Source organism: Paraburkholderia sp. CI3 (assembly GCF_050436505.1).
Classification (GTDB): Bacteria; Pseudomonadota; Gammaproteobacteria; order Burkholderiales; family Burkholderiaceae; genus Paraburkholderia; species Paraburkholderia tuberum.
The window spans coordinates 2,827,746-2,854,090 of the sequence record NZ_JBNDMI010000004.1; the positions used below are offsets into that span (position 1 = coordinate 2,827,746).

General features: G+C 66.3%; 25 protein-coding genes and 1 riboswitch. Of the genes, 14 read left to right on the forward strand and 11 right to left on the reverse strand.

Going from position 1 to position 26,345, the window contains the following annotated elements:
* Positions 1-67: 67 nt before the first annotated feature.
* From metF to OKW29_RS34605, 5 genes are all read right to left on the reverse strand, one after another.
* Entirely contained in the window at positions 68-898 is an 831-nt protein-coding gene (metF, locus tag OKW29_RS34585; RefSeq protein ID WP_184073600.1) for a methylenetetrahydrofolate reductase [NAD(P)H], read from the reverse strand.
* 11 nt (positions 899-909) lie between these two features.
* On the reverse strand, positions 910-1,263 hold the full coding sequence (locus OKW29_RS34590; RefSeq protein ID WP_090805530.1) for a phage holin family protein: 354 nt from the start codon (positions 1,261-1,263) through the stop codon (positions 910-912).
* Between the two features lie 173 nt (positions 1,264-1,436).
* A complete protein-coding gene (ahcY, locus tag OKW29_RS34595) occupies positions 1,437-2,855 on the reverse strand; it encodes an adenosylhomocysteinase (protein WP_429294102.1) in 1,419 nt (472 codons plus the stop codon).
* A gap of 33 nt (positions 2,856-2,888) precedes the next feature.
* Positions 2,889-3,023: riboswitch (S-adenosyl-L-homocysteine riboswitch) on the reverse strand.
* A gap of 65 nt (positions 3,024-3,088) precedes the next feature.
* Positions 3,089-3,814: an LrgB family protein gene (locus tag OKW29_RS34600; RefSeq protein WP_429294103.1), complete on the reverse strand. Its 726-nt coding sequence runs from the start codon at positions 3,812-3,814 to the stop codon at positions 3,089-3,091.
* The gene (locus OKW29_RS34605; protein ID WP_429294104.1) at positions 3,811-4,302 is read right to left on the reverse strand and encodes a CidA/LrgA family protein; all 492 of its coding nucleotides are present in this window, start codon (positions 4,300-4,302) and stop codon (positions 3,811-3,813) included. The genes OKW29_RS34600 and OKW29_RS34605 overlap by 4 nt, the downstream gene beginning before the upstream one ends.
* Before the next feature lie 112 nt (positions 4,303-4,414).
* Between OKW29_RS34605 and OKW29_RS34610 the strand changes: the two genes are divergently transcribed.
* Entirely contained in the window at positions 4,415-5,383 is a 969-nt protein-coding gene (locus OKW29_RS34610) for a LysR substrate-binding domain-containing protein (RefSeq protein WP_429294105.1), read from the forward strand.
* 59 nt (positions 5,384-5,442) lie between these two features.
* Here OKW29_RS34610 and OKW29_RS34615 read toward each other — a convergent pair whose 3' ends face one another.
* Entirely contained in the window at positions 5,443-7,104 is a 1,662-nt protein-coding gene (locus OKW29_RS34615; RefSeq protein ID WP_429294106.1) for a GMC family oxidoreductase, read from the reverse strand.
* Between the two features lie 316 nt (positions 7,105-7,420).
* On the opposite strand from OKW29_RS34615, the gene OKW29_RS34620 reads away from it, so the two are divergent.
* On the forward strand, positions 7,421-9,109 hold the full coding sequence (locus OKW29_RS34620; RefSeq protein ID WP_429294107.1) for an isovaleryl-CoA dehydrogenase: 1,689 nt from the start codon (positions 7,421-7,423) through the stop codon (positions 9,107-9,109).
* Between the two features lie 109 nt (positions 9,110-9,218).
* Complete coding sequence (locus tag OKW29_RS34625; protein ID WP_429294108.1) at positions 9,219-10,637, forward strand: coniferyl aldehyde dehydrogenase; 1,419 nt, start codon at positions 9,219-9,221, stop codon at positions 10,635-10,637.
* A 673-nt stretch (positions 10,638-11,310) separates the two neighbouring features.
* Here OKW29_RS34625 and OKW29_RS34630 read toward each other — a convergent pair.
* The 5 genes from OKW29_RS34630 to fliE form a co-directional block, all read right to left on the reverse strand.
* Positions 11,311-11,670, reverse strand: coding sequence for an EscU/YscU/HrcU family type III secretion system export apparatus switch protein (locus OKW29_RS34630; RefSeq protein WP_429294109.1), 360 nt, complete (start codon positions 11,668-11,670; stop codon positions 11,311-11,313).
* Positions 11,670-13,085, reverse strand: a complete 1,416-nt coding sequence (locus OKW29_RS34635) for a flagellar hook-length control protein FliK (protein ID WP_429294110.1) — start codon at positions 13,083-13,085, stop codon at positions 11,670-11,672. The genes OKW29_RS34630 and OKW29_RS34635 overlap by 1 nt, the downstream gene beginning before the upstream one ends.
* Before the next feature lie 104 nt (positions 13,086-13,189).
* A complete protein-coding gene (locus OKW29_RS34640) occupies positions 13,190-13,516 on the reverse strand; it encodes a flagellar protein FliT (protein WP_429294111.1) in 327 nt (108 codons plus the stop codon).
* Positions 13,513-13,947, reverse strand: coding sequence for a flagellar export chaperone FliS (fliS, locus tag OKW29_RS34645; RefSeq protein WP_090802543.1), 435 nt, complete (start codon positions 13,945-13,947; stop codon positions 13,513-13,515). Before fliS ends, OKW29_RS34640 begins: the two co-directional genes overlap by 4 nt.
* A gap of 271 nt (positions 13,948-14,218) precedes the next feature.
* Complete coding sequence (fliE, locus tag OKW29_RS34650; RefSeq protein WP_184051847.1) at positions 14,219-14,554, reverse strand: flagellar hook-basal body complex protein FliE; 336 nt, start codon at positions 14,552-14,554, stop codon at positions 14,219-14,221.
* 236 nt (positions 14,555-14,790) lie between these two features.
* On the opposite strand from fliE, the gene fliF reads away from it, so the two are divergent.
* From fliF to fliP, 11 genes are all read left to right on the forward strand, one after another.
* Positions 14,791-16,587 carry a flagellar basal-body MS-ring/collar protein FliF gene (gene fliF / locus OKW29_RS34655; RefSeq protein WP_429294112.1) on the forward strand — a complete coding sequence of 599 codons (1,797 nt, stop codon included), beginning with the start codon at positions 14,791-14,793 and terminating at the stop codon, positions 16,585-16,587.
* A complete protein-coding gene (gene fliG, locus OKW29_RS34660; RefSeq protein ID WP_187627394.1) occupies positions 16,577-17,572 on the forward strand; it encodes a flagellar motor switch protein FliG in 996 nt (331 codons plus the stop codon). The genes fliF and fliG overlap by 11 nt, the downstream gene beginning before the upstream one ends.
* The gene (gene fliH, locus OKW29_RS34665; protein WP_429294113.1) at positions 17,559-18,248 is read left to right on the forward strand and encodes a flagellar assembly protein FliH; all 690 of its coding nucleotides are present in this window, start codon (positions 17,559-17,561) and stop codon (positions 18,246-18,248) included. Before fliG ends, fliH begins: the two co-directional genes overlap by 14 nt.
* On the forward strand, positions 18,242-19,885 hold the full coding sequence (gene fliI, locus OKW29_RS34670; RefSeq protein ID WP_429294114.1) for a flagellar protein export ATPase FliI: 1,644 nt from the start codon (positions 18,242-18,244) through the stop codon (positions 19,883-19,885). Before fliH ends, fliI begins: the two co-directional genes overlap by 7 nt.
* Positions 19,886-20,214: 329 nt before the next feature.
* Positions 20,215-20,664, forward strand: a complete 450-nt coding sequence (gene fliJ, locus OKW29_RS34675) for a flagellar export protein FliJ (protein WP_018418748.1) — start codon at positions 20,215-20,217, stop codon at positions 20,662-20,664.
* 61 nt (positions 20,665-20,725) lie between these two features.
* Positions 20,726-22,243: a flagellar hook-length control protein FliK gene (locus tag OKW29_RS34680; protein WP_429294115.1), complete on the forward strand. Its 1,518-nt coding sequence runs from the start codon at positions 20,726-20,728 to the stop codon at positions 22,241-22,243.
* A 724-nt stretch (positions 22,244-22,967) separates the two neighbouring features.
* The gene (gene fliL, locus OKW29_RS34685) at positions 22,968-23,468 is read left to right on the forward strand and encodes a flagellar basal body-associated protein FliL (protein WP_429294116.1); all 501 of its coding nucleotides are present in this window, start codon (positions 22,968-22,970) and stop codon (positions 23,466-23,468) included.
* A gap of 58 nt (positions 23,469-23,526) precedes the next feature.
* The gene (fliM, locus tag OKW29_RS34690) at positions 23,527-24,525 is read left to right on the forward strand and encodes a flagellar motor switch protein FliM (RefSeq protein ID WP_184065889.1); all 999 of its coding nucleotides are present in this window, start codon (positions 23,527-23,529) and stop codon (positions 24,523-24,525) included.
* Positions 24,518-24,982: a flagellar motor switch protein FliN gene (gene fliN / locus OKW29_RS34695; protein WP_090802529.1), complete on the forward strand. Its 465-nt coding sequence runs from the start codon at positions 24,518-24,520 to the stop codon at positions 24,980-24,982. Before fliM ends, fliN begins: the two co-directional genes overlap by 8 nt.
* The gene (fliO, locus tag OKW29_RS34700) at positions 24,979-25,506 is read left to right on the forward strand and encodes a flagellar biosynthetic protein FliO (RefSeq protein WP_429294117.1); all 528 of its coding nucleotides are present in this window, start codon (positions 24,979-24,981) and stop codon (positions 25,504-25,506) included. Before fliN ends, fliO begins: the two co-directional genes overlap by 4 nt.
* Positions 25,506-26,315, forward strand: coding sequence for a flagellar type III secretion system pore protein FliP (gene fliP, locus OKW29_RS34705; protein ID WP_184069741.1), 810 nt, complete (start codon positions 25,506-25,508; stop codon positions 26,313-26,315). Before fliO ends, fliP begins: the two co-directional genes overlap by 1 nt.
* Positions 26,316-26,345 lie beyond the last annotated feature (30 nt).

Consider the following 26,345-nt stretch of genomic DNA (forward strand, 5'->3'; position numbering starts at 1 on the left):
ACAAGTTCGCGACCCATGCCAGACTGGCGGGGACCGCGCGGCCGTTGCAGCCGCGCGGGCATCGCGATTACACGGCGAGCCGTTCGCAGATCGCCTTGGTCGACGCGGCCGCGTTCAGCGTATAGAAGTGCAGACCCGGCACTTTCGCGTCGAGGAGCCGTTGACACAGAGCCGTCACCACGTCGAGCCCGAACGCGCGGATCGACTCGCGGTCGTCGCCGAAGCTCTCTAGCCGGCGCGCGATCCAGCGCGGCACTTCGGCGCCGCACATTTCGGAGAAGCGCATCAGCTGCGAGAAGTTCGTGATCGGCATGATGCCGGGCACGATCGGCACGTCGACGCCGAGCTGGCGCGCATCGTCGACGAAACGGAAGTACGCGTCCGCGTTGAAGAAGTACTGCGTGATCGCCGAGTTCGCGCCGGCTTTCACCTTGTGCGCGAAGTTTTCGAGATCGTGACGCGGCGAGCGCGACTGCGGATGGTATTCCGGATAACCCGCCACCTCGATCCAGAACCAGTCGCCGAACTCGGCACGGATGAAGCTGACGAGCTCCGACGCATAGCGCAGCTCGCCGACCGCGCCCATGCCCGAGGGCAGATCGCCGCGCAGCGCGACGATATGGCGGATGCCGTACGCGCGGTACTCGTTGAGGATCGCACGCAGGCTGTCCTTCGACGAGCCGATGCACGACAGATGCGGCGCCGCCTCGAGCCCTTCCTTCGCCATGTCGACGACGGTATCGAGCGTGCCTTGCTGGGTCGAGCCGCCGGCGCCGAACGTGACGGACACGAACTTCGGTTTGAGCGACACGAGTTCCGCGCGCGTCGCGCGCAGTTTGTCGATGCCTTCCTGCGTTTTCGGCGGGAAGAATTCGAATGAGAGTTCGATCGGATTCATAGTCAAAAAGGTCAACCGAGACTGCGGTTGCCGAAAATGAGCGCGGACAGTAGCCACGACACGATGCTGTACAGGATCGAGCCGAAGAACGCCGACCAGAAGCCCGACACCTCGAAGCCCTTCAGCAGCGACGCGCACAGCCAGAAGCACAGCGCATTGACGACCAGAATGAAGAGTCCGAGCGTGAGGATCGTGACGGGCAGCGTCAGCAGGATCAGCAGCGGCCGCAGCAGCGTATTGATGAGGCCGAGCACGATCGCGACGATCAGCGCGGTACCGAAGCTACGGATATGGATCGACGGAACGATGTAGGTGATGATCAGCAGCGCGAGCGCGTTGATGAGCCAGGTCAGCAGCACGGTCATGTAGAACTCCTTGTAAGCACCAGTGCGGAGAAGATGTCCAGCAAACGGAAAGCCGCGCTGGCGAACAAAGCGGCGCATTGCGCGCCGCCCCGAGATCGGACCGTCAAGCTTTTACCGCCGCCCGCGTGGCCGGGCGCGCGAACGCGCGCATCGAGCCGCGGACGGCCGCGTGCTTAATAGCGGTAGTGGTTCGGCTTGAACGGACCGTTCCTGTCGACGCCGATGTAGCCGGCCTGCGCGTCGGACAGCACGGTCAGGTTCGCGCCGATGCGCGCCAGATGCAGACGCGCGACCTTCTCGTCGAGATGCTTCGGCAGCACGTACACCTTGTTTTCGTACTTCGCGCCCTGCGTGAACAGTTCGATCTGCGCGAGCGTCTGGTTCGTGAACGAGTTCGACATCACGAACGACGGGTGGCCCGTCGCGCAGCCGAGGTTCACGAGGCGGCCTTCGGCCAGCAGGATCACGCGCTTGCCGTCGGGGAAAATGATGTGGTCGACTTGCGGCTTGATGTTTTCCCACTGGTACTGACGGGTCGACGCGACGTCGATTTCCGAGTCGAAGTGGCCGATGTTGCAGACGATCGCGTTATGACGCATCGCCTTCATGTGATCGTGGTTGATCACGTGGTAGTTGCCGGTCGCGGTCACGAAGATGTCGGCCTTGTCGGCCGCGTACTCCATCGTCACGACGCGGTAGCCTTCCATCGCCGCTTGCAGCGCGCAGATAGGATCGATTTCGGTGACCCACACGGTCGCGCCCAGACCGCGCAGCGATTGCGCGCAGCCCTTGCCCACGTCGCCGTAACCGGCCACGACCGCGATCTTGCCCGCGATCATCACGTCGGTCGCGCGCTTGATGCCGTCGACGAGCGACTCGCGGCAGCCATACAGGTTGTCGAACTTCGACTTCGTGACCGAGTCGTTGACGTTGATGGCCGGGAACGGCAGGCGGCCTTCCTTTTCCATCTGGTACAGACGGTGCACGCCGGTGGTGGTTTCTTCGGTGACGCCCTTGATCGCCGCGAGGCGCTTCGAGTACCACGTCGGGTCGATCTCGAGGTGCGCGGCGATCGACTTGTACAGCGCGACTTCTTCCTCGTTGGTCGGCCTGGCGATCACCGAGCGGTCTTTTTCGGCCTTCGAACCGAGGATCAGCAGCAGCGTCGCGTCGCCGCCGTCGTCGAGGATCATGTTGGCGAACTCGCCGTTCGGCCATTCGAAAATGCGGTGCGAGAACTCCCAGTATTCATCGAGCGATTCGCCCTTGAACGCGAACACCGGCGTGCCGGCCTGCGCGATCGCGGCGGCGGCATGGTCCTGAGTCGAGAAGATGTTGCACGAGGCCCAGCGTACGTCCGCGCCGAGCGCGGTCAGCGTCTCGATCAGCACGCCGGTCTGGATCGTCATGTGCAGCGAGCCGGCGACGCGCGCGCCCTTCAGCGGCTGCTGCGCCTTGTACTCTTCACGGGTCTGCATGAGGCCGGGCATTTCGGTCTCGGCGATCGTGAGTTCCTTGCGGCCCCAAGCGGCGAGCGACATGTCGGCGACAACGTAATCCTGCTTCTGGGAATCGATGACTGCGGCGTTCATCACGCCCTCCTTTCTAAGAAATTGACTAGAAATGTGACGTGAGCGCGGTTTGAGGCAGCGTTCGGATTCGCGCGATGCGCATTCCATGCTGCCAATTGAAGCCTTCGAGCCTGGCGGGCGGCCGGCGAATGCGGATTCGCGGTACCCGTCGCAACGCTCCTCGAAGACGAACGGCGATTGTAGCAAATCGAGATGACTTCGGCGTGCGCCGGATGGTGCGGCAGCGCGCTGGTTCAGATCGGCAGCAGCCCCAGCATCGGCGCGAGCAGCACCATGGCGACACCGGCGATCATCATCGTCAGGCTGGACACTACGCCCTCCTCGCTGCCGAGCTCGCGTGCCTTCGCGGTGCCGACGCCGTGCGCGGCCGCACCGAACAGCGCGCCGCGCGCGAGCCGCGTACGCAGCGGCACGAACGCGAGCACGATTTCGCCGAACAGCATGCCGCAGACGCCGGTCGCGATCACGAACAGCGCGGTCAGGTCCTTCGGCGCGTGAATCCTGTCGGACACCGCGAGCGCGAATGGCGTCGACACCGAACGCGTCATCAGGCTGCGCTGCAAGTCCGGCGACAGGTGCAGCAGCTTCGCGAGCATCAGCGAGCCGCCGACGCCGACCAGAATGCCCACCGTCACGCCGACGGACAGCGAGATCCAGTGGCGCTTCAACAGTGCGCGGTACTCGTAGATCGGCACGGCGAACGCGACCGTCGCGGGGCCGAGCAGCCACATCAGCCAGCGCGTGTCCTCGAAGTAAAGCGAATACGGAATGTGCGCGAGTAGGACGATCGCGACGAGCGCGGCCGGCACCGTCAGCATCGGCGTGAGCCACGGCGAGCGCACGCGCGCATACAGCGCCTTCGACGCGAAGTACAGCGCGATCGTCAACACGAGGCAGCCGGCCGCGATCAGGCGCGAGGCGTCGTCGGCCAACAGCGAAGCAAACGGGAGCGGGTTCATCGGCGCTCGCGCGACAGACTGCCTGCCTTACGCGCAACCCGCACGCGGCGCAGCGCGAAACGCCGTTCGACGCGCGCGGCCTGATCGACAGCGAACGCCACCGCGACCATCACCATCAGGGTGCCGGCGATCACCACCAGCGCGAGGCGCCAGCCGTCCGCGCGGAACAGGCCGCCGTATTGCACGGCGGCGACCGCCGCCGGAATGAAGAACAGCAGCATGTCGGACAGCAGCCAGTCCGCGCCGGCCTTGACCCAGCCAGGCGCGATACCGCCACAGAACAGCAGCGCGAGCAGCACGACGAGGCCGACCACGCCGCCCGGCACCGGCAGATGCAGCCGCCGCACGATGAAATCGGCGCCGATCCACAGCGCCGCGATCGCGGCGCTTTGCACGGCGATGCGTGCGACACGGCCGAAGCCACCCGCGTCCCCACTTGAGCCGCCACCGGCGGGACGCACGGAACGGGCGAAAACTGGCGCGGACATGGCATTCCCTGGCTGGCGTGGAAGGCACTTAGTATGGGGCTCGCCGCGGCATAAACAAAATGACTTACAATCATCGAAATCATTCCAAACTGGAATTCGGGAGACCACGCTCATGGAACTCCGCGCGCTGCGCTATTTCGTCGAAGTGGTCCGTCAGCAAAGCTTCACCGTCGCCGCTGAGCAGATGTTCGTCACGCAGCCGACCATCAGCAAGATGGTCAAGTCGCTGGAAGACGAAATCGGCTCGCCGCTGCTGCTGCGCGACGGCCGCCAGATGGTTCTCACCGACGTGGGCCGGATCGTCTATCAGCGCGGCCAGGACGTGCTCGCCGCGCACGCGCAACTGCAGGCCGAGCTGAACGATCTCGACACGCTCGGGCGCGGTGAACTGGCAATCGGCATTCCGCCGATGGGCGGTGCGCTCTTCACACCCGCAATCGCCGCGTTCCGCCAGCGCTATCCGAAGATCGAGCTGAAGCTGTTCGAGCAGGGCTCGCGCGCGATCGAAGCCGCGCTGATCAACGGTGAACTGGAACTGGGCGGTGTGCTGCAGCCGGTCGACCCCGACAACATCGACGTGCTGCCGATGTCGCGCGAGTTGTTGTGGCTCGTCGCGCGCGCCGGCTCGCGCTGGGATGCGTTGAACGAGGTGCCGCTCGCCCAACTCGCCGATGAGCCGTTCGTGTTTTACGGCGAAAGCCTCGCGCTGAACGACGTCGTGTTGAACGCGTGTCGCGCGGCGGGATTTGCGCCCGCGATCGTTGGACGCAGCGCGCATTGGGACTTCATGGCGGCGTTGGTGCTGGCCGGCGTCGGCATCGCGCTGCTGCCCGCGCCCTATTGCCGGCGGCTCGATCCCGCGCAGTTCACCTGCCGCCCGGTCGTCGAACCGGAGATCCCGTGGGAGATGGCGATCGGCTGGCGCCGCAACGGTTATCTGTCGCACGCGGCGCGCGCGTGGCTCGACGTCGCGCGCGAAACGCTGCCGACACACGTCAGCGACGATTTCATACTCGGACCGGGGATCGGCTTTAACGGAATCACAGCGCCGCAAGGAGTTCTGCCACCCTCAGGCGAGTGACGGGCGGCGGCCGGCCGCGTCACGCCGCTCGCGTTTGCCGACCTCCTTGCAAACGGCGATCAAACCGCCTGCGCCGGCATGTCACCTGGGTTCGGGGGCGTCACCGTCGCCGACCTCCCCGCTCCCTCTCGCCGGCTCGTCGCGATCAACTCCGCCGCCCGTTCGCCGATCATCACCGTCGGCGAATTGGTGTTGCCGCCGATCAGGGTCGGCATGACCGACGCATCGACGATCCTCAACCCCGTCACGCCGCGCACGCGCAATTGCGGATCGACGACCGAGCGCGCGTCGCCGCCCATCCGGCAGGTCGCGACCGGGTGATAGATCGTGTCCGCGCGCTCGGCGATCGTCTGGCGCAGTTCCGCATCCGATTGCCCTGGCCGCGTGTACAACTCCTCGCCGCCGTGCAGCGCGAGCGACGGCGCGCCGAGAATGCGCCGCGCCATCTTCGCGCCCTCGACGAGCAGATCGAGATCGCGCGCATCGCTCAGAAAGCGCGGATCGATCAGTGGCGCGACACGCGCATCGGCGCTTGCGAGCGTCACGGTGCCGCGGCTATGCGGACGCAGCACGCATACATGCAGCGAATAGCCGTGGCCCCAGTGCATATGGCGGTTGTGATCGTCGACGATCGCCGCGCAGAAATGCAGTTGCAGATCGGGCCGCGCGAGCGTCGGCCGGCTCTTCAGAAAACCGCCCGCCTCGGCGACGTTGCTCGTCAGCATGCCGCGCCCGTGTCGCATGAAGGTCACGAATTGCGGCAGCATCCGCGCGATGCCGCGCACCGAGAAACCGGTGGGCTCGATCGACCTCACGCGTTTGTTGATCGTGAAATCGATGTGATCGATCAGGTTCTGGCCGACCTCGGGCGCATCGTGAAGCACGTCGATGCCGAGCGAGCGCAGATGCGCGGCCGGCCCGATGCCCGAGCACATCAACAGTTGCGGCGAGTTGAACGCCCCAGCGGCGAGCACGACCTCGGCGCGCGCCGCGAGCGTTTCGGTGCGGCCGCCGCGCACGATTTCGACGCCGCTCGCGCGCTTGCCGTCGAACACGACGCGCAGCACGGTCGCGTCGGCCATCGTGTGCAGGTTCGCGCGCGGCCGGTCGTAGATGTACGCGCGCGCGACGCTGCAACGGCGCCCGTCACGTTGCGTGACCTGATAGAAGCCGATGCCTTCCTGGTCCGCGCCGTTGAAGTCGTCGTTCGCTTTGTAGCCCGCTTCGAGCGCGGCCTGCACGAAGCGCCTGGAAAACGGATTCCTGAAGCGCAGATCGGACACGGCCAGCGGACCGGCCTCGCCATGCCACGCATCGGCGCCGCGCTCGTTGTGTTCGGCGCGGCGGAAATACGGCAGCACCTCGGCCCACGACCAGCCGTCGCAGCCGAGCCGCGCCCACTCGTCGTAATCGAGCGGATGGCCGCGCGTGTAGATCATCGCGTTGATCGCGCTCGACCCGCCGAAACCGCGTCCGCGCGGCTGATAGCCCTGGCGACCGGCGAGCCCCGGCTGCGGCGTGGTCAGGTAGCCGTAGTTGGTCTTCAGTCTATTCGGCACCACGGCCGCGACGCCGACCGGCATGTTCACCAATAGATTGCGCCCGGTATGCGGACCGGCCTCGATCAGCGCGATGGTCGCGTCGGGACAGCTATCCGCGAGACGGCTCGCGAGCGTGCAGCCGCCCGAGCCCGCACCGACGACGATGTAGTCGTATTGCATGCGCTCCTCCTGATGGGCCGCGTTGCTCGCGGACCCTGTCTCGTGCACACTTGTCTACGTGTGTTTTCTGCGCATTGTAGGGAGCGTATCGGGGCTGCGGCGGGTCCCTGACAGAACGATTCCTCTAAACGCCGGCGGCAACGCGCCCCTATGATGAAAGGCGCGTACGGCCCGCGCGCGGCTTCCAAACATGGCGCGACGCGCGCCCTCCTTCCGGCATGCGGCATCACGCGCGGCGCTCGAACAGATGCGACGAAGCGCATCGGGGATGCCGTCGGCGAAGCGGCGCACAATAGCGAAAGCACGGAGACAGCAGATGGAACGGCACGGCTTCGGCCAGACTCACGAGGTGACGAATCAGGCGCCGCCGCTCGCGGACTACAACCTGTTCGCGAGCGACGCCGCTTTGAGCGCGGCCGTCGATCGCGACGGCGCGAGCTGGCATCGCGAGGCGCTGCTGCGACACGGCGCGACGCTGACGACGCCCGACACGCTCGCGCTCGCGGAGCTCGCCAACCGCCATACGCCGGAGCTGGTCACGCATAGTCCGCGCGGCGAGCGCATCGATGCGCTCGAGTTCCATCCCGCGTGGCATGAACTGCTCGCGCTGCTGCGCCGCGAAGGGCTACACGCGCTTCCGTTCGCCGAGCCGCGAAGCGGCGCGATGGCCGCGCGCTGCGCCGGCTACTTCATGCATGCGCAGATCGAATCCGGCTCGCTGTGCCCACTGACGATGACATTCGCGAGCATTCCGGTGTTGCAGCGCGAATCCACGTTGTTCGATACGCTGCGCGACCAGTTGTACACACGCGAGCACGATCCGCGCGACGTGCCGCTCACGCAAAAGCGCTCGGCGATGATCGGCATGGGCATGACCGAGAAACAGGGCGGCTCCGACGTGCGCAGCAACCGGACGCGCGCCCATGCGTTCGACGGTGCCGGCGGACGCGGCGGCGCCTACCGGCTCGTCGGTCATAAATGGTTCTTCTCGGCGCCGCAGTGCGACGCCCATCTGGTGCTCGCGCGCACCGACACGCACGAGGGGCTGTCGTGCTTTTTCGTGCCGCGCTTCGCGCCGGACGGCAGCAAGAACGCGGTGCAGATCCAGCGTCTGAAGGACAAGCTCGGCAATCGCTCCAACGCAAGCAGCGAAGTCGAATTTCTCGACGCGTACGGTGTGATGATCGGCGACGAAGGACGCGGCGTGCCGACCATCATCGAAATGGCGAGCTACACGCGGCTCGACTGCGTGATCGGCAGCGCCGCGCTGATGCGCGCCGCGCTCGTGCAGGCGGTCCATCATGCGCGGCATCGCAGCGCGTTCGGCCGGCACCTTGCCGAGCAGCCGCTGATGCGCAACGTGCTCGCCGATCTCGCGCTCGAATCCGAAGCGGCTACGGTGCTGTTCATGCGCCTCGCGCGCGCGTTCGAGGAGTCCGCCGACGCGTCGTCGGCTTCATCGGCCGAACGCGCCTGGCGGCGCATCGTTACGCCTGCCGCGAAGTACTGGGTCTGCAAGCGCGCGCTCGAATTCACCGGCGAGGCGATGGAAGTCTGGGGCGGCAACGGCTACGTCGAAACCGGGCCGATGGCGCGCTTCTATCGCGAGGCGCCGGTCAACTCGATCTGGGAAGGCTCGGGCAACGTGATGTGCCTCGACGTGCTGCGCGCGATGGAGCGCGAGCCGCATGCCGCGCAAGCGCTGTTCGCCGCCTGGCAGGACGTCGCGCGCGCGCATCCGGCGTTGGGCGCGGCACTCGCGCGTCTCGCCGCGACGCTGAACGGACCGGCCGAACCGCGCGAGGCGTCGGCGCGACGTATCGCGCAGCAGATCGTGCTGATCACGCAGGCGACGCTGCTCGCGCAGCACGCGCCCGCCGGGGTCGCCGACGCGTTCATCGCGACGCGTCTCGCCGACGGCTGCGGCGAAAGCGGCCGCGTGTACGGCACGCTGCCGGCCACGTTCGATCACGCGGCGATCGTCGAGCGCGCCTTTCCCGGGTAAACGCGGCGGGCGCGCAAACCCCGAGCGCACCGCTCGCAGCTCCGACCCAACCTCAAACCAATATAAGCGCGCTCGACGCGCACGGTCATCCATCTGGGAGTGGACTCACATGAAGAACGATGTGCCGGACGCCGGCGCGCTCGAAGCACTGTTGCGCGATCAACGTCATGCGTATCTGCGCGCGCCCTATCCGTCGTGGGACACGCGCGCGACGCATCTGCGTGCGCTGCGCAAGCTGATGCTCGACAATCGCGACGCGCTCGCCGACGCGGTGCACGCGGACTTCGGCAATCGCGCGAAGGAAGAAGTGCTGCTCGCCGAATTCCTGCTCGTGAAGGAAGAGATCGACGCCGCGCTGCGTCACGGCAAGCGCTGGATGAAAGCGCAGCGCCGCCGCACCAACAAGTGGCTGCTGCCGGCGCGCGCGAAGGTGGTGCCGCAGCCGCTCGGCGTGGTCGGCATCATCGTGCCGTGGAATTATCCGGTGCTGCTCGCGGTCGGCCCGTTGATCAGCGCGCTGACGGCCGGCAATCGCGCGATCATCAAGATGTCCGAACTGACGCCGCGCACCTCGGCGCTATTCGAGCTGCTGATCGGTCAGACGTTCGCGCGCACTCACGTCGCGGTCGTCAATGGCGATGCGGCGCTCGCGGCCGCGTTCAGCGCGCAGCCGTTCGATCATCTGCTGTTCACCGGCTCGACGAAGGTCGGTCACGAAGTGATGCGCGCGGCGGCCGAGCATCTGACGCCGGTCACGCTCGAACTCGGCGGCAAGTCGCCGGCGCTGATCGGCGCGCATGCGCGTTTCGAGAACGCGGTCGACAATCTGATCGCAGGCAAGACGCTGAACGCGGGGCAGACCTGTGTGGCGCCCGACTACGTGCTGGTGCCGCGCGGCAAGGAGCAGGCGTTCATCGAACGGGCGCGCGTGCGGATGGCGAGGATGTATCCGGACTTCGCGCAGAACCCGGATTACACGTCGATCATTTCTTCGCGGCACTTCGAGCGGCTCGAACGTCTCGCCGACGAAGCGCGGGCTGCGGGCGCGCAATTGCATGCGCTGACCAACGCGACGCCCGATGCCGGGAGCCGGCGCTTTCCTCTGATCGCCGTGACTGGCGCGCCGGACGGATGCGCGCTGATGCAGGAGGAGATTTTCGGGCCGCTGTTGCCGCTCGTGCCGTACGACACGCTCGACGACGCGATCGCGTGGATCAATGCGCGGCCGCGGCCGCTGGCGCTTTATCTCTATGCCGACGACGCGCGGACGGTTGAACGTGTCACGCATGAAACGATCGCCGGCGGCATGGCGGTTAACGAGACGCTGATGCATCTGGCATGTGAGAGTTTGCCGTTCGGCGGGGTCGGGGCGAGTGGGATGGGGGCGTACCACGGGTACGAGGGGTTCGTTACTTTTTCCAAGATGAAGCCCGTGCTCATGCAGGCGCGCTTGAATGCGCGCGGGTTGATTTCGCCACCATACGGTAGACGCGTGAACGCGGTGTTGAAGTTGATGATGAGGTTTTGATTTTGCCCCTGGGCGGGGTGAGGCCTTTTTTGTCTTTGTTCTTTGCGGTGTTGGCCTTTCCTTGCTTTCTTGTCGGTCTATTAGCGTTGCCCCTGTGCGGGGCGGCACCTACTTTCTTTGCTGCTGCAAAGAAAGTAGGCAAAGAAGACAGCTCAAACCGCAAGCTCATAAGCGGGTCCCCTGGCTTGGAAGGGGTAGTGGTGCATCTGGAATCCGGGCCGCCGCACATTCCCCGTTCGTGACAAAGCCGTCATCCCTCCCACTCCGCACTACGTGCGTCGCGGACGGGTCTGCCTGGGAAACCAATGGTTTTCCCCGCGCAGCGGGGACCCTCGGCTGCGCCTCGGCGATGCGCCGAAACAACCGGTGGTTTTGGAACGGGGATTCGGCGCGCGCAGCGCCGCCGGAAGAATGACTGCCTTGTCACCGGCGCCGAATGTGCGGGAGCACGGATTCCAGATGCACCACTACCTCATGCGGACCGAGGGACCCGCTTAAGAGTTGGCGGTTTGAGCTGTCTTCTTTGCCTACTTTCTTTGCAGCAGCAAAGAAAGTAGGTGCCGCCCCGCACAGGGGCAACGCTAATAGACCGACAAGACAACAAGGAAAGGCCAACACCGCAAAGAACAACGACAAAAAAGCGCCCGCCCTGCCAAAGGGCAAACACACACCTTCAGTGATCCGCAGCACTAGCGCCGCCAGGCACATCAGTAGCAACAACATCAACCACATCCGACGCGCCAGCGCCATTGCCCGTCTCAGCATCAGCCCCACTCTCGAGCCGATGCAACCAGGCCAGCAACTCGGCGACAGCCTGATAAAGCTGCGGTGGAATCCGCGCATCCAGATCGACTTGCATCAGCAGCGACACCATCTCGGGCGCCTCATGCACATACAGCCCTGCCTCCTTCGCGCGCTGCACGATCATCTCGGCGAGCAGCCCATACCCCTTGGCGACCACACGCGGAGCGGGCTCGCCGCCATTAGCGTCATAAACAAGCGCAGCCGCGCTGCGACGATGGGTGCGGCTCATCAGATATCCCAATTGAAGTCGTCGCGCGATGCGGCGCCCGAGGCCGACGCCGTCGACGTGGCCACGGCCGCCGACGCCGACCGTGCATACGCGCTCGCGGCCTGCGCACCCGCCGCCGAGGTGCCCGCCGCGGTAGTACCAGGCACACCGCCGCCGATCTCGCGAATCGTCAATCCCTGCAGCTCGAGCCCCGCCGCCGCGAGCCGTTGACGGAAACCGTCCCCCTGCATCGCGAGCCGCGCGGCGCCCCGCGGGCTCGCCTGCACGCGCGCGGTCAGCCGCGTGCCGGTCAGCGTCAGTTCGGCATCGACGGTGCCGAGCGTCGGCAGCGACAGCGTCAGACGCGTGCGCCACGGCTGGTCCTCCTCGCTCGCGAGGCCGCCGCCGCTGCGGTCCCATTCGTCGCCATCCTGCTCGATCGTCCAGTCCAGACGCGCGCCGGGCCACGCCTCGCCGGTCCAGCGGAACTGTCCGGTCGCAAGCAGATCGAGCTGCTGGCGCACGAGCGGCACCGTCGCCGGATGCACCGCCGCCGCCATCGCCTGCGCGCTCTGCGACGAGCCGGCATCGGCCGCCTGAGACACCGCGCTGTGCAGCCCCGCGTGTGTGGACTGGCCATTCAGGTCGGACACCGAGCTGGCCAGCAGCTCGCCCGCGACGAGTCGCGCGGCCTGCGCGGTCAGGATCGACGGCATCGCGTGCATGGCAGGGTTGTTCTCGGCAACGTTCGCCGTGCCGCGTGGCGTTGCCTCGGGGGCTCCGTTCGCCGCAGCGGTCCGCGCGCTCGCGTCGCCAGCGTCGGCGCTCCAGTCGGGAGGCAATTGAGAATCTGCGACGAGCTGGTTCTGCGCCTCTTTCGCCAGTTCGGCCGGCGAACGCTGGCCGACCAGCCACGCCGCGAGATGCGCCTCGTAGAACAGGCCGCTGTCGGCGAGCGTCTGTTGCAGCGCGGCCGCGAGCGCCGCGACCGGCACTTCGGTCGCCGCCACGCTCGCGGTGGCGGCCGCGGTTGCGCTGGCGGCAGCGTTGGGATTGGTATTGGTGCTGGCAGCAGCGGCGGAATCGCCGGCAGCGAAATTGACTGTCGCGGCGCCCGCCGCATCGGTCAGCGGCAAGCTTTCGATGGCGACGTCGAGCGCCGGCGCGGCCGCCCAGATCGGCGCGCGGCCGAGCACCGCCGGTGTGGCCTCGCCGCCTGAGTGCGCAATCGCATTCAGCGTCAGCGCGACGGCCGACAGCGCGGTTTGCGCGGACGACTGGGGCGCGGGCGTCACGTTCGCAGGCGCCGCGGGAACCGCGGTATCGACGCCGGCCGCGCCGGTCTGCGAGGTGGTCGCGGTTCCCGGCGCGATGCTGAGCAGGCTGTCGATCCGGCTCGACAGCACCGAAGCGAGGGCCGAATCGATTCCGTTCATGCCGGTTCCTTGGTCGCATCGGCGGCAACACGCGCGATGCTCTGATTGCTACGATCCTTCAGACGCGTGCGGCGTGGCGCCAGCTCACGCGCGCGCGCTCGCGCTCAGCGCGCCCCGTACAACTCCTTCAGCACGCGCGTCGACCGGCCGGCGAACAGCGCCGACAGATGCGCCATGCGCGGATTCGCGAGGTCGCGGATCGCGGCGTCGTCGGCGAGGATCTGGCGGATCAGCGCGTACTTGCGCAGGCGTTCGGCCTCGTCGAGCTTGACGCCCACGTCGGCTTCGCGCAGCGCTTCGACCAGCTGCCGATACTCTTCCTGCAAGTGCACCAGGTCGTTCCACAGTGCACGACGGGCCGCTATCAGCATGCGGCAGGACAGCGCGGCGATCGCCTCGTAGCGGGCAAAATATTCTGCGTTCGATGTCATCTCAAGCTTTCCGCGGCTGGCTGTGCTGCCATCCGCGCGATCTCCGGGGCTATCCCGATCCATGCCTCTTCGAGCGTCGCGAGCAGACGGTCCACCTCGACGAGCATCGCCTCGCTCTGATTGATATTGGCTTGCAACAGTCGACGCGCCATATAGTCGTACAAAGCATTGAGCCGTTCGGCGATTTCGCCGCCCACCTCGAGGTTGAGCGACTGCTGCAGCCCGCTTTCGATGATCCGGATCGCCTTGCTGATCGCCATGCCACGCTCGGCCACGTTGCCCTGCTGCAAATGCATGCGGCTTTGCGCGATCGCCTGGCGTGCGCCCTGGTACAGCAACACGATCAGACGATGCGGACTTGCGCCCATCACGGATGTCTCAATACCGACACGCGCATACGCGTTGGCTCCAGCGTGCCCTTGGGAAAACATCGGCGCTCCTCCTCTGATACTGGCTGCGGTTAAGTCGTGGCGTGGCCGCGCGGCGCGTCGACGCGCCGGTCGCTGACCTGTAATTTGGTTATCGGATGCGCGACGACAAAGCTTTAGTCCGGCGTAAGGAGGATCGAAAGCGCCGCTGGGCGGGCACGGGAAACACGGCACGAAGCCGCCGGCGCAAGCGTCGGCAGCGGCGTGCCGGATCGTCGGACGGGACTCGTATGGACCTTCAGGCAGTCCTTCAGGCGGACACGCGCGATCCCGCTCAGATCGACATCTGCGCGATGTCGTTGTACGCGGCGACCAGCTTGTTGCGCACCTGCAGGCCGAACTGGAAGCCGATGTTGGCCTTCTGCATGTCGACCATCACGTCGTTCAGCGACACGTTCGACGCACCGAGCTCGAACGCCTGCGACTCGCCGATCGCCTTCTGCTGGTCGCCGCTGATCTTGTCGAGCGAAGCCTTCAGCGCCGCCGCGAAGTTGGTGGGCGTCGCCGCGCCGGATTGCTCCGCCGCCGGGGTCGCGTCGCCGGCCGCCTGCGCCGCCATCGCCTGCATCTGTTGCAGCGCCGACGATAGCGCGTTCACGGGCATGGTCATGTTTTCTCCGTTGGATGTGCGATCGGACCGCCGGACGGTGTACCGATCTAGACGAAAGCATAGCAGCGGCTCCTTGCGGAAAGTCCCGAAACTAGAGGGGAAACCCGGCTCTATTCAAGCAATCGGGCTGAGCCGCGCTGCGGATAATTTCAAACGTGAAAGTCTCTGTCCGTCCGCCGAGCCCCGGCGCGGCATCACGACAGAACGCCAAGGCATTCCCCGGAGAAACCCGACGCATGGATTCGTCAGCCAACTCTTTGATCAACCCCGACGCCCGTATGGGGCTCGCCGGCGCGCAGCCCGCTGCCGGTCAGGCCGGTAGCGGCCAGGCCGGCGGCACGGCCGACCTCGGTGGCCTCGGCGGCCTGGGAGGTATCGGCGGCAATTTCGGCCAGCGTCTGTCCGGACTCGCGCAGATGCGCGGCAACCCGCGCGCGCCGCTCGTGTTCGCGGTCGCGCTGCTGGTGGCGGTCGTCGCCGGCCTGTTCCTGTGGTCGCGCGCGCCCAGCTACAAGGTGCTCTACAGCAATCTGTCCGACCGCGACGGCGGCTCGATCATCACCGCGCTGCAGCAGGCCAATATTCCGTACAAGCTGTCCGAAAGCGGCAGCGCGATCCTCGTGCCGGCCGAGCAGGTCCACGAGATGCGCCTGCGCCTCGCATCGCAGGGGCTGCCGAAGAGTGGCTCGGTCGGCTTCGAGCTGATGGACAACCAGAAATTCGGCATCAGCCAGTTCGACGAGCAGATCAACTATCAGCGCGCGCTCGAAGGCGAACTCGAACGCACGATCGAAGCGATCTCGAGCGTCAAATCGGCGCGCGTGCATCTCGCGATTCCGAAGCCGAGCGTGTTCGTGCGCGACAAGGAAGCGCCGTCGGCGGCGGTGCTCGTGAACCTGTACCCGGGCCGCGTGCTCGACGAAGGGCAGGTCGTCGCGATTACGCACATGGTGGCGTCGGCGGTGCCGGAAATGCCGGTGCGCGGCGTGACGATCCTCGACCAGGACGGCAACCTGCTCACGCAGCCCACCAATGGCAGCGGACTCGATGCGACCCAGCTGAAGTTCCGCCAGCAGATCGAGCGCAACACCCAGCAGCGCATCGACACGATCCTCGCGCCGCTGTTCGGCGCCGGCAACGCGCGCTCGCAGGTCAGCGCCGACATCGACTTCTCGCACAGCGAGCAGACCTCCGAGAACTACGGCCCGAACGGCAATCCGCAGCAGGCCGCGATCCGCAGCCAGCAGTCGAGCAGCGCCACCGAAATGTCGCAAGGCGGCGCCTCGGGGGTGCCGGGCGCGCTGTCGAACCAGCCGCCGCAGCCGGCCTCCGCGCCGGTCGTGGCCGGCAACGGCGCGAGCTCGGTCACCACGACGCCGGTCAGCGACCGCAAGGATTCAACCACCAACTACGAGCTCGACAAGACCGTGCGCCACGTCGACCAGCCGATGGGCGGCATCCGCCGGCTGTCGGTCGCGGTGGTCGTCAATTATCTGCGGGTCGTCGATCCGAAGGGGCACGTGACGATGCAGCCGGTCAGCGCCGACAAGCTCGCGCAGATCACCCAGCTCGTGAAGGACGCGATGGGCTTCGACGCGTCGCGCGGCGACTCGGTCAACGTGGTCAACAGCGCGTTTACCACCGAGCTCGACCCGAACGCCGATCTGCCGTGGTGGCGCACGCCCGACATGCTCGCGCTGTACAAGCAGATCGCGACGTACCTCGGCATCGGCGCGGTGGCCCTGTTCCTCTACTTCGTGATGGTGAAGCCGGCTTTGCGCCGCGCCTTCCCGCCGCCGCCCGAGCCGGTTGCCGCGCTGATGGGGCCCGACGAACCGGTGCTGCTCGACGGCATCCCGGCCGAGGAGCGCGATGGCGCGGTGGTCGAAATCGAAGCGGATAGCGAGCAGCTCGCGCTCGAAAACGCGAAGCACAAATACGAGCGGAACCTGGAGTTCGCGCGCAGCATCGCGCGTCAGGATCCGAAGGTCGTAGCAACCGTCGTCAAGAACTGGGTGTCCGATGAGCGCTGAAGGCGTAGTGAAGAGCGCGCTGCTGCTGATGTCGATCGGCGAGGAAGAGGCGGCGCAGGTGTTCAAGTTTCTGGGCCCCCGTGAGGTTCAGAAAATCGGCGTCGCGATGGCCGCGCTGAAGAACGTCACCCGCGAACAGGTCGACGAGGTGCTACAGGAGTTCGTGCGCGAGGCCGAGCAGCACACCGGCATGTCGCTCGATTCGAGCGATTACATCCGCTCCGTGCTGACCAAGGCGCTCGGCGACGACAAGGCCGGCGCGATCATCGACCGGATCCTGCAGGGCAGCGACACGAGCGGCATCGAAGGCCTGAAGTGGATGGACTCGGCGGCGGTCGCGGAACTGATCAAGAACGAGCATCCGCAGATCATCGCGACGATCCTCGTGCATCTGGACCGCGATCAGGCTTCGGAGATCGTCGGCTGTTTCACGGACCGGCTGCGCAACGACGTGCTGCTGCGGATCGCGACGCTCGACGGCATCCAGCCGGCCGCGCTGCGCGAGCTCGACGACGTGCTGACCGGCCTCTTGTCCGGCAGCGACAACCTGAAGCGCAGCCCGATGGGCGGTATCCGCACCGCGGCCGAGATTCTGAACTTCATGTCGAGCAACCACGAGGAAGGCGTCATCGAAAACGTGCGCCAGTACGACGCCGAGCTCGCGCAGAAGATCATCGACCAGATGTTCGTGTTCGAGAACCTGCTCGACCTAGAAGACCGCGCGATCCAGCTGCTGCTGAAGGAAGTCGAATCCGAAGCGCTGATCATCTCGCTGAAGGGCGCGGCGCCCGCGCTGCGTCAGAAGTTCCTGTCGAACATGTCGCAGCGCGCGGCCGAGTTGCTCGCCGAAGACCTCGACGCGCGCGGCCCGGTACGCGTGTCCGAAGTCGAGACGCAGCAGCGCCGCATCCTGCAGATCGTGCGCAACCTGGCCGAGAGCGGACAGATCGCTCTAGGCGGCAAGGCGGAAGATGCCTATGTCTGATCCGAACGCCCCGGCAAAGGAAAGCCTCTCGGCCTACCAGCGCTGGGAGATGGCGTCGTTCGACCCGGTCCCGCCGGCGGCGCCGCCGGCCGAACCCGAATTCGACGAGCGCGCGTTCGAAGCCGAACTCGAGCACCGCCGCGAAGCCGCGCATGCACAGGGCGTCGCGTCCGGTCATGTGGCCGGCCAGGCGCTCGGCTTTCAGGCGGGCTATGACCAGGGGCACGCGCAGGGTTTCGCGCAAGGCCAGACCGAGGCGCGCGAGGAAGCGATGCGGCTCGCCGCGCTCGCCGAAACCTTCAAGAGCGCGCTCGATGGCGCGCAGCACGCGATCTCCGAAACGCTGATTGCACTCGCGCTCGACATCGCGCAGCAGGTCGTGCGCCAGCACGTGCAGCACGACCCGACCGCACTGATCGCGGCCGCGCGCGAGGTACTCGCGGCCGAGCCCGCGCTCGCCGGCGCGCCGGCGCTGATCGTGAGTCCCGCCGATCTGCCGGTCGTCGAGGCGTATCTGCTCGATGAATTGCAAACGCGCGGCTGGACCGTGCGAACCGACGCATCGGTGGAACGTGGCGGTTGCCGCGCGCAAGCCGGCACCGGTGAGGTCGACGCGGGCATCGATACGCGCTGGCAGCGCGTCGCCGCCGCGCTCGGCAAGGTGAGCACGTGGTGAAGCCGACGCTCGACGAGATCCGCGCGAGCGATCTGACGCCGCTCGAACGCGAGCTCGCGTTGGCGTCGTTCGGCGCCGAGGCGCTGGCCGATGTCGAGTCGGCCGGTATTCCGGAGCCTCCGGATGCGGCATGGCACGCTCCTGCGAGCGCACATCCAGCGACAGGCGCGGCGGCGAGCCGCGAGTCCGCCGCGACGGACCACGCCGCGCGCAGTGCTTGCGCCGCTCACGCTCCGCACGCGCCGTCCTACGATCCCGCGCTCGACATCAATCCCCACATGCAGGCATGGCGCGGCCAGCTCGACGCGCTGCGCGCGCGCAACGCGATCGCGAAGCCGCTGCGCGCGTGCGGGCGTCTCACACGCGCGGCCGGTCTCGTGCTCGAAGCGGTCGGCCTGCGTCTGTCGGTCGGCGCCGAAGTGATGATCGAGTTGCCGCCCGGCAGTTCGCTGCCGATGGCCGAAGCCGAAGTGGTCGGCTTCTCCGGCGACAAGCTGTTCCTGATGCCGACCACCGAAGTGATCGGCCTGTTGCCCGGCGCGCGGGTCTTTCCGCTCGAAAGCGCGCCGATCGCCGACCCGCTCGCGGGCGCGAAGCGTCTACCGGTCGGCTGGGAATTGCTCGGCCGCGTGCTCGACGCATCCGGCCGTCCGCTCGACGGGCTCGGCCCGCTCGGCACGCAAAAGGACGCGCCGCTGTCCGCGCCGGTCATCAATCCGCTCAATCGCGAGCCGATTCACAAGGTGCTCGACGTCGGCGTGCGCGCGATCAACTCGCTGTTGACCGTCGGTCGTGGTCAACGGATGGGGCTGTTCGCGGGTTCGGGCGTCGGTAAATCTGTGCTGCTCGGCACGATGGCGCGCTACACCAGCGCCGAGGTGATCGTGATCGGCCTGATCGGCGAACGTGGCCGCGAAGTGAAGGAGTTCATCGAACAGATTCTCGGCGAGGAAGGGTTGGCGCGCTCGGTCGTGATCGCCGCGCCGGCCGACGTGTCGCCGCTGTTACGGATGCAGGCCGCCGCGTACTCGACCTCGCTCGCCGAATACTTCCGCGACCAGGGCAAGCACGTGCTGCTGCTAATGGATTCGCTGACCCGTTACGCGATGGCGCAGCGCGAGATCGCGCTCGCGATCGGCGAGCCGCCCGCGACCAAGGGGTATCCGCCGTCGGTGTTCGCGAAGCTGCCGGCGCTCGTCGAGCGCACCGGCAACGGACCGGCGGGCGGCGGCTCGATCACCGCGTTCTACACGGTGCTCACCGAAGGCGACGACCAGCAGGACCCGATCGCCGACTCGGCGCGCGCGATTCTCGACGGCCACATCGTGCTGTCGCGCTCGCTCGCCGAAGCCGGCCACTACCCTGCGATCGATATCGAAGCGTCGATTAGCCGGGCAATGACCGCGCTGATCGACGATAACCATCTGAATAAAACGCGTATGTTCAAGCAGATGCTGTCGCGCTATCAGCGCAACCGCGATCTGATCAACGTCGGCGCGTATTCGAGCGGGCGCGACGCGGTGCTCGATCGCGCGATCGCGCTGTATCCGCGGATGGAAGCGTTCCTGCAGCAAGGCTTTCGCGAGTGCGCGAACTTCCAGCCGAGCATCGACATGCTGAACGCGCTGTTTGCTTAGGGTCTGTTTACATATGGAACGCACGTGCGAATGCCCGCTATCGGCCGTCCCCCAAGGGGACTTCCTTCGGGGCGCAGGGCAAGGAGTAAGGAGCGCTGCGTGGCCGCGCCACGTGAGCGACGCGCGACGCCGCCATGCGGCCGATAGCGGGCATTCCCCTGGAATGAAATTCAGAACTGGGGTTGCCGCGAGAAGGGCCGCTCGCTGCGTCATGCTCCTTGCGAATACGTCGAGTATTCGCGGCGTCGCAGTCCTTGCGAGCGGCCCTTCTCGCGGCAACGCACGTGCGTTCCATATGTAAACAGACCCTGTGGCCGAGGAGGCTGACGATGTCGAAACATTTTCCGATCAAGACGCTGATCGGTCTCGCGCAGGACGACGTGGACGCCGCCGCGCAGCGGCTCGGCCGCGCGCAGCGCGAGCGCAACGACGTACAGGCGCAACTCGATGCGCTCGTGCAGTACCGCGACGAATACTACGCACGCTTCATGGAGAGCGCGCAGTCAGGCATGCCGGCCGGCAACATGCGCAACTTCCAGGCGTTCATCGACACGCTCGATGCCGCGATCGAGCAGCAGCGCAGCCTGCTCGCGGCGGCGAGCGCGCGCCTCGAGGCGGCGAAGCCCGACTGGCAGCGCCACAAGCAGAAGCTCGGCTCGTACGAAGTGCTGCAGGCGCGCGGCGAGGCGGCCGAGGCGAAGGTTGCGGCGCGGCGCGAACAGCGCGATGCCGACGAATATGCGGCGCGGAGTCTGCGCATGCGAGCCGACGGCGCGTGAGGCCTTGCCTCGCGGCTAACGCCCTACGGCACACCCGTTCGACCGATTCACAGGATTCTTTATGTCGCTTCTTTCACAGATCGGCTCCCAACTGAGCACGCTGCTCGACACGAGCGGCAATGGGTCGAGCAGCGCGTCCGCGAACGCCGCGGGCTCGAGCTCGTTCGCGCAGACCTTGCAGCAAAGCATCGACCAGCAGAACAGCGCGAATCAACAGCAGACCAGTTCAGCGACGGCGTCGCAAGCCTCGGCGCCGAGCGCGCCCAGTGCGCCGCCGCCCGCTTCCTCGCAGCAGAGCGCGAGCGGCAGCCAGAACGGCAACGGCACAGCGAGCAACGCGGCCAGCAGCAGCGCGTCATCGCCGTCGTCCATGTCGTCGACGACACCAACGCAGCAGACATCGAACAGCCAGGCGAGCGCGACGCAAGCCAGGCAGAAAGACACCAAGGCGCAAACCGACGCTGGCGCGCTCGCCGCCGCTGCGGCTGCCGCCCAGGCTCAGGCGCAAGCGCAGGCACAGGTCGTCGCCAACAACGCCGACTCGAACGCCACCACCACGACCGATGCCGCAAGCTCCGCCGCCGATGCGATGAGCGCGCTGGCCGGCACGGCCACGAGCACGCTCGCGGCCACCGCGGCAAGCAGGAAAGGCGCGCTCGATCCGAAGTCGCTGCAGGATGCGTTGCAGAGTGCGCTGTCCGCGCTGTCGAGCGGCCAGGGCGCGGTGCCCGCGGCCGCGCTTGCTGCCGGCGCGGCCGCGAAAGCCGCGAGCGTGTCGAGCGCGGCGGGCGGCTTGGGCAGCACGAAAAACGGCCTGAACGGCACGTCGGACGACAAGACGCTCGCGAGCGGCCTGTTCGGCAACGGCAAGGGCGCCTCGACGACCCACACGACGTCGACGGCGACGGCCGCCGCGACCGCGCTGGCCGATCCGTCGGCAGCGAAGTCGGCCGCCGATGCGTTGAGCGCCGCGGCCGCGACGAGCGGCCAGGCGGACAACCTCGCCTCGGCGCGCAGCGCGTCCGAGGCGGCGAACGCCGCGCTGGCCGCGACGCAAGCGACAGCGAACGCCGCGAGCACGACAGCGGCAGCGCAGAGCACGGGCAATGCGAGCGCGGCCGCCGCCGCGAATGCGTTGACGCCGCAGGTCGGCACGAGCGACTGGGAAGACGCGCTGAGCCAGAAGGTGGTGTTTTTGTCGAATGCGCATTCGCAGAGTGCTGAGCTGACGCTCAATCCGAAGGATCTGGGGCCGTTGCAGGTCGTGTTGCAGGTGGCGGATAACCATGCGCATGCGCTGTTCGTTTCGCAGCACCAGTCGGTGCGGGAGGCGGTCGAGGCGGCGTTGCCGAAGCTTCGCGAGGCGATGGAGTCGAATGGGATTGGGCTTGGCAGTGCGAGTGTGAGTGATGGGTTTGCGCGGCAGAGCGGGCAGCAACAGCAGAGCGCTGGCGCGGGTGGGGGGAATGGGAAGAGGGGTAATGGTGGTGGTGGTGCCCTTGCAGGGGACAGCTCCAGCGATGCCATCGGGAATGTTGCCGTGCGGCAGCAGGTTGGATTGGTCGATACGTTTGCCTGAAGCGAGGCGGGGCGCTTTTTTGTCGTTGGTCTGGCTTTGTTGGCCTTTCCTTGCTTTGTTATCGGTCTATTAGCGTTGCCCCTGTGCGGGGCGGCACCTACTTTCTTTGCTGCTGCAAAGAAAGTAGGCAAAGAAGACAGCTCAAACCGCAAGCTCATAAGCGGGTCCCCTGGCTTGGAAGGGGTAGTGGTGCATCTGGAATCCGGGCCCCCGCACATTCCGCGTTCGTGACAAAGCCGTCATCCCTCCCACTCCGCACTACGTGCGTCGCGGACGGGTCTGCCTGGGAAACCAATGGTTTGGCCCGCGCAGCGGGGGCCGTCGGCTGCGCCTTGGCGATGCGCCGAAACCACCAGTGGTTTTTGAACGGGGTTTCGGCGCGCGCAGCGCCGCCGGAAGAATGACTGCCTTGTCACTGGCGCCGAATGTGCGAGGGCACGGATTCCAGATGCACCACTACCTCATGCAGACCGAGGGACCCGCTTAAGAGTTTGCGGTTTGAGCTGTCTTCTTTGCCTACTTTCTTTGCAGCAGCAAAGAAAGTAGGTGCCGCCCCGCACAGGGGCAACGCTAATAGACCGATAAGTCAGCAAGGAAAGGCCAACAAAGCCAGAACAACGAGAAATAGCCAGAAATAGCCCTTCTTTTCGACCCATAGCGCCGCAGGCAAATCAACAACAATCACCCTAACCCTTACTAGGCCAGCAACAAGCTGGCAAACCAAATGGCAACCACGACCGCCCCGCAACAAGCCGCGCCCGCCTCGCCGGGCCCCATGAAGCGCATCATCCTGATCGTCCTCATTGCGCTGATCGCCGCGGGCGCTGCCGGCGCCGGCATGTGGTTCTTCATGTCGAAGCGCGCACCCGTCGCCGTATCGGCCGAAGCCACGCCGGCGCAATCCGCCGTGCCGCTGTTCTTCCCGCTCGAATCGATGACCGTCAACCTGCAATCGGACGACGGCCAGCAACACTTCCTGCGCATCGGCCTCACGCTCAAGCTCGGCGATGCCGCCACCCAGCAGGCGCTCACCGATCACATGCCGGAAGTGCGCAGCCGCATCCTGCTCGCCCTGTCGAACAAGCACCCCGAAGAACTCGCGCCGCTCGAAGGCAAGCGCGCGCTCGCCGAAGAGCTGAAGACGCTGATCACCCAGCCGACCGACAAGAGCGCCGCACCGATCCGCGTGCAGGACGTGCTGTTCACCGAATTCGTCGTGCAGTGACGTGACGTTGTCAAGCGCTGCCATCATCAATCGCCAAGGGACGCACGAGGAATAAGCAATGGGCCACGAAGAGTTCATGTCCCAGGAGGAGGTCGATGCCCTTCTGAAGGGCGTCACCGGCGAATCCGACACGGAATCCGAGCAAAACGACCGCACGGGCGTGCGCCCGTACAACATCGCGACGCAGGAACGTATCGTCCGTGGCCGGATGCCGGGCCTCGAAATCATCAACGACCGCTTCGCGCGCCTGTTGCGCGTCGGCATTTTCAACTTCATGCGGCGCTCGGCGGAAATTTCCGTCGGCCCGGTGAAGGTGCAGAAGTACAGCGAGTTCACGCGCAACCTGCCGATCCCGACCAACCTGAACCTGGTCCACGTGAAGCCGCTGCGCGGCACATCGCTGTTCGTGTTCGATCCGAACCTCGTGTTCTTCGTGGTCGACAACCTGTTCGGCGGCGACGGCCGTTTCCATACGCGCGTCGAAGGACGCGATTTCACGCAGACCGAGCAGCGCATCATCACGAAGCTGCTCAATCTGACGTTCGAGCACTACGCGGCGTCGTGGAAGAGCGTGCGTCCGCTGCAGTTCGAATACGTGCGCTCGGAAATGCACACGCAGTTCGCCAACGTCGCGACGCCGAACGAAATCGTCATCGTCACGCAGTTCTCGATCGAGTTCGGCTCGACGGGCGGCACGCTGCACATCTGCATGCCCTACTCGATGATCGAGCCGATCCGCGACATTCTCTCGTCGCCGATCCAGGGCGAGGCGATGGACGTCGACCGACGCTGGGTGCGCGTGCTGTCGCAGCAGGTGCAGGCCGCCGAAGTGCAGCTGAGCGCCGATCTCGCGCAGGTGCCGGTCACGTTCGAACAGATCCTGAACATGCGCAAAGGCGATGTTCTGCCGATCAACATCCCCGAGCACATCACCGCGAAAGTAGACGGCGTGCCGGTGATGGAATGCGGCTACGGAATTTTCAATGGTCAGTACGCGTTGCGGGTCCAGAAGATGATCAGCGCAGCCGACACGATGAAGGAAGGTGGATATGAGTGACCTGAACGCAAAGCCCGAGACCGATCTCGCGGCAGCCGAGCAACTCGCCGCCGGCGAGCTGTCCGCCGTGGAAGACGACGCGGCGATGGCCGACTGGGCAAGCGCGCTCGCCGAGCAGAACGGCAACGACGAAATCAACCCGGCCGCGGGCGCCGTGTTCCAGCCGCTGTCGAAGGCCGCGCCGACCTCGACGCACAACGACATCGACATGATCCTGGACATTCCCGTCCAGATGACGGTCGAACTCGGCCGCACCAAGATCGCGATCCGCAATCTGCTGCAGCTCGCGCAGGGCTCGGTCGTCGAACTCGACGGCATGGCCGGCGAACCGATGGACGTGCTCGTCAACGGCTGCCTGATCGCGCAGGGCGAGGTGGTGGTCGTCAACGACAAGTTCGGTATCCGGCTGACCGACATCATCACGCCGTCCGAACGCATCCGGAAACTCAATCGATGAAACGTTTGGCAGGTCGCGGCGTGCTGCTCGCGTCGCTTTTCGCGTGCACCGTCGCGTCCACCGTCGCGCACGCCGCCGACATGAACGCGGTCAACAACGCCGCGAAGATCGCCTCCGGTGTCGGCGCGGGCAGCGCAGTGCCGGCGCTCGGCGTCGGCGCGGTCCTGCAAACCTTCGTCGGGCTCGCGGTCGTGATCGGCCTCGTGTTCGGCTGCGCGTGGCTCGCGCGACGCTTCGGCCTGCAACCGGGCCAGCGCGGCGGCCTCGTGAAGACGGTCGGCGGCGCTTCGCTCGGTGGCAAGGAACGCGTCGCGGTCGTCGAGATCGGCGATACGTGGCTCGTGCTCGGCGCCGCGCCCGGCAACGTGCGGCTGCTGCATACGATGCCGGCGGGTTCCGTCGCGGCCGATACGGTTGCCGCTTCGCCAGCACCGCTTTCCGGCACTTTTGGTCAACGCTTTCGCGACGCCCTGAAGGGCGAAGTGGGCAAACGTTTCAACGCGCACCGCGGCGGGGATCGGTAATGCAGGTCAGTTTCAGGCAGTCAGCCTGGTTCTTCACGCTTACGCGCCGTGCGGGGCGGGCGCTCCCCGCAGCGCTTCAACTCGCGCTGCCGGCACTGCTGTTCGCGCTGCCGACGCTGTCTTTCGCGCAAACCGCCGGCCTGCCGGCGTTCACGACGAGCCCCGGCCCCAACGGCGGCACGACCTACTCGCTGAGCGTGCAGACGATGCTGCTGCTCACGATGCTGTCGTTCCTGCCCGCGATGGTGCTGATGATGACGAGCTTCACGCGCATCGTGATCGTGTTGTCGCTGCTGCGCCAGGCGCTCGGCACGACCACGACGCCGCCGAACCAGGTGGTCGTCGGTCTCGCGCTGTTTCTGACGCTGTTCGTGATGTCGCCGGTGCTCGATAAAGCCTATAACGAAGGTTACAAGCCGTTCTCCGAAGGCACGATGTCGATGGATCAGGCGGTGGCGCGCGGCGTCGCGCCGTTCAAGACCTTCATGCTGCGTCAGACCCGCGAAAGCGACCTTGCGCTGTTCGCGCGCATCTCGCACGCGGCGCCGATGCAGGGGCCCGAAGACGTGCCGCTGTCGCTGCTGGTGCCGTCGTTCGTGACGAGCGAGTTGAAGACCGGCTTCACGATCGGCTTCACGATCTTCATTCCGTTCCTGATCATCGACATGGTGGTCGCGAGCGTGCTGATGTCGATGGGCATGATGATGGTGTCGCCGGCGACGATTTCGCTGCCGTTCAAGCTGATGCTGTTCGTGCTCGTCGACGGCTGGCAGTTGCTGCTCGGCTCGCTCGCGCAGAGCTTCGTCTGATATTTTTTCGACTCCTTGTTCCTCAGGCAC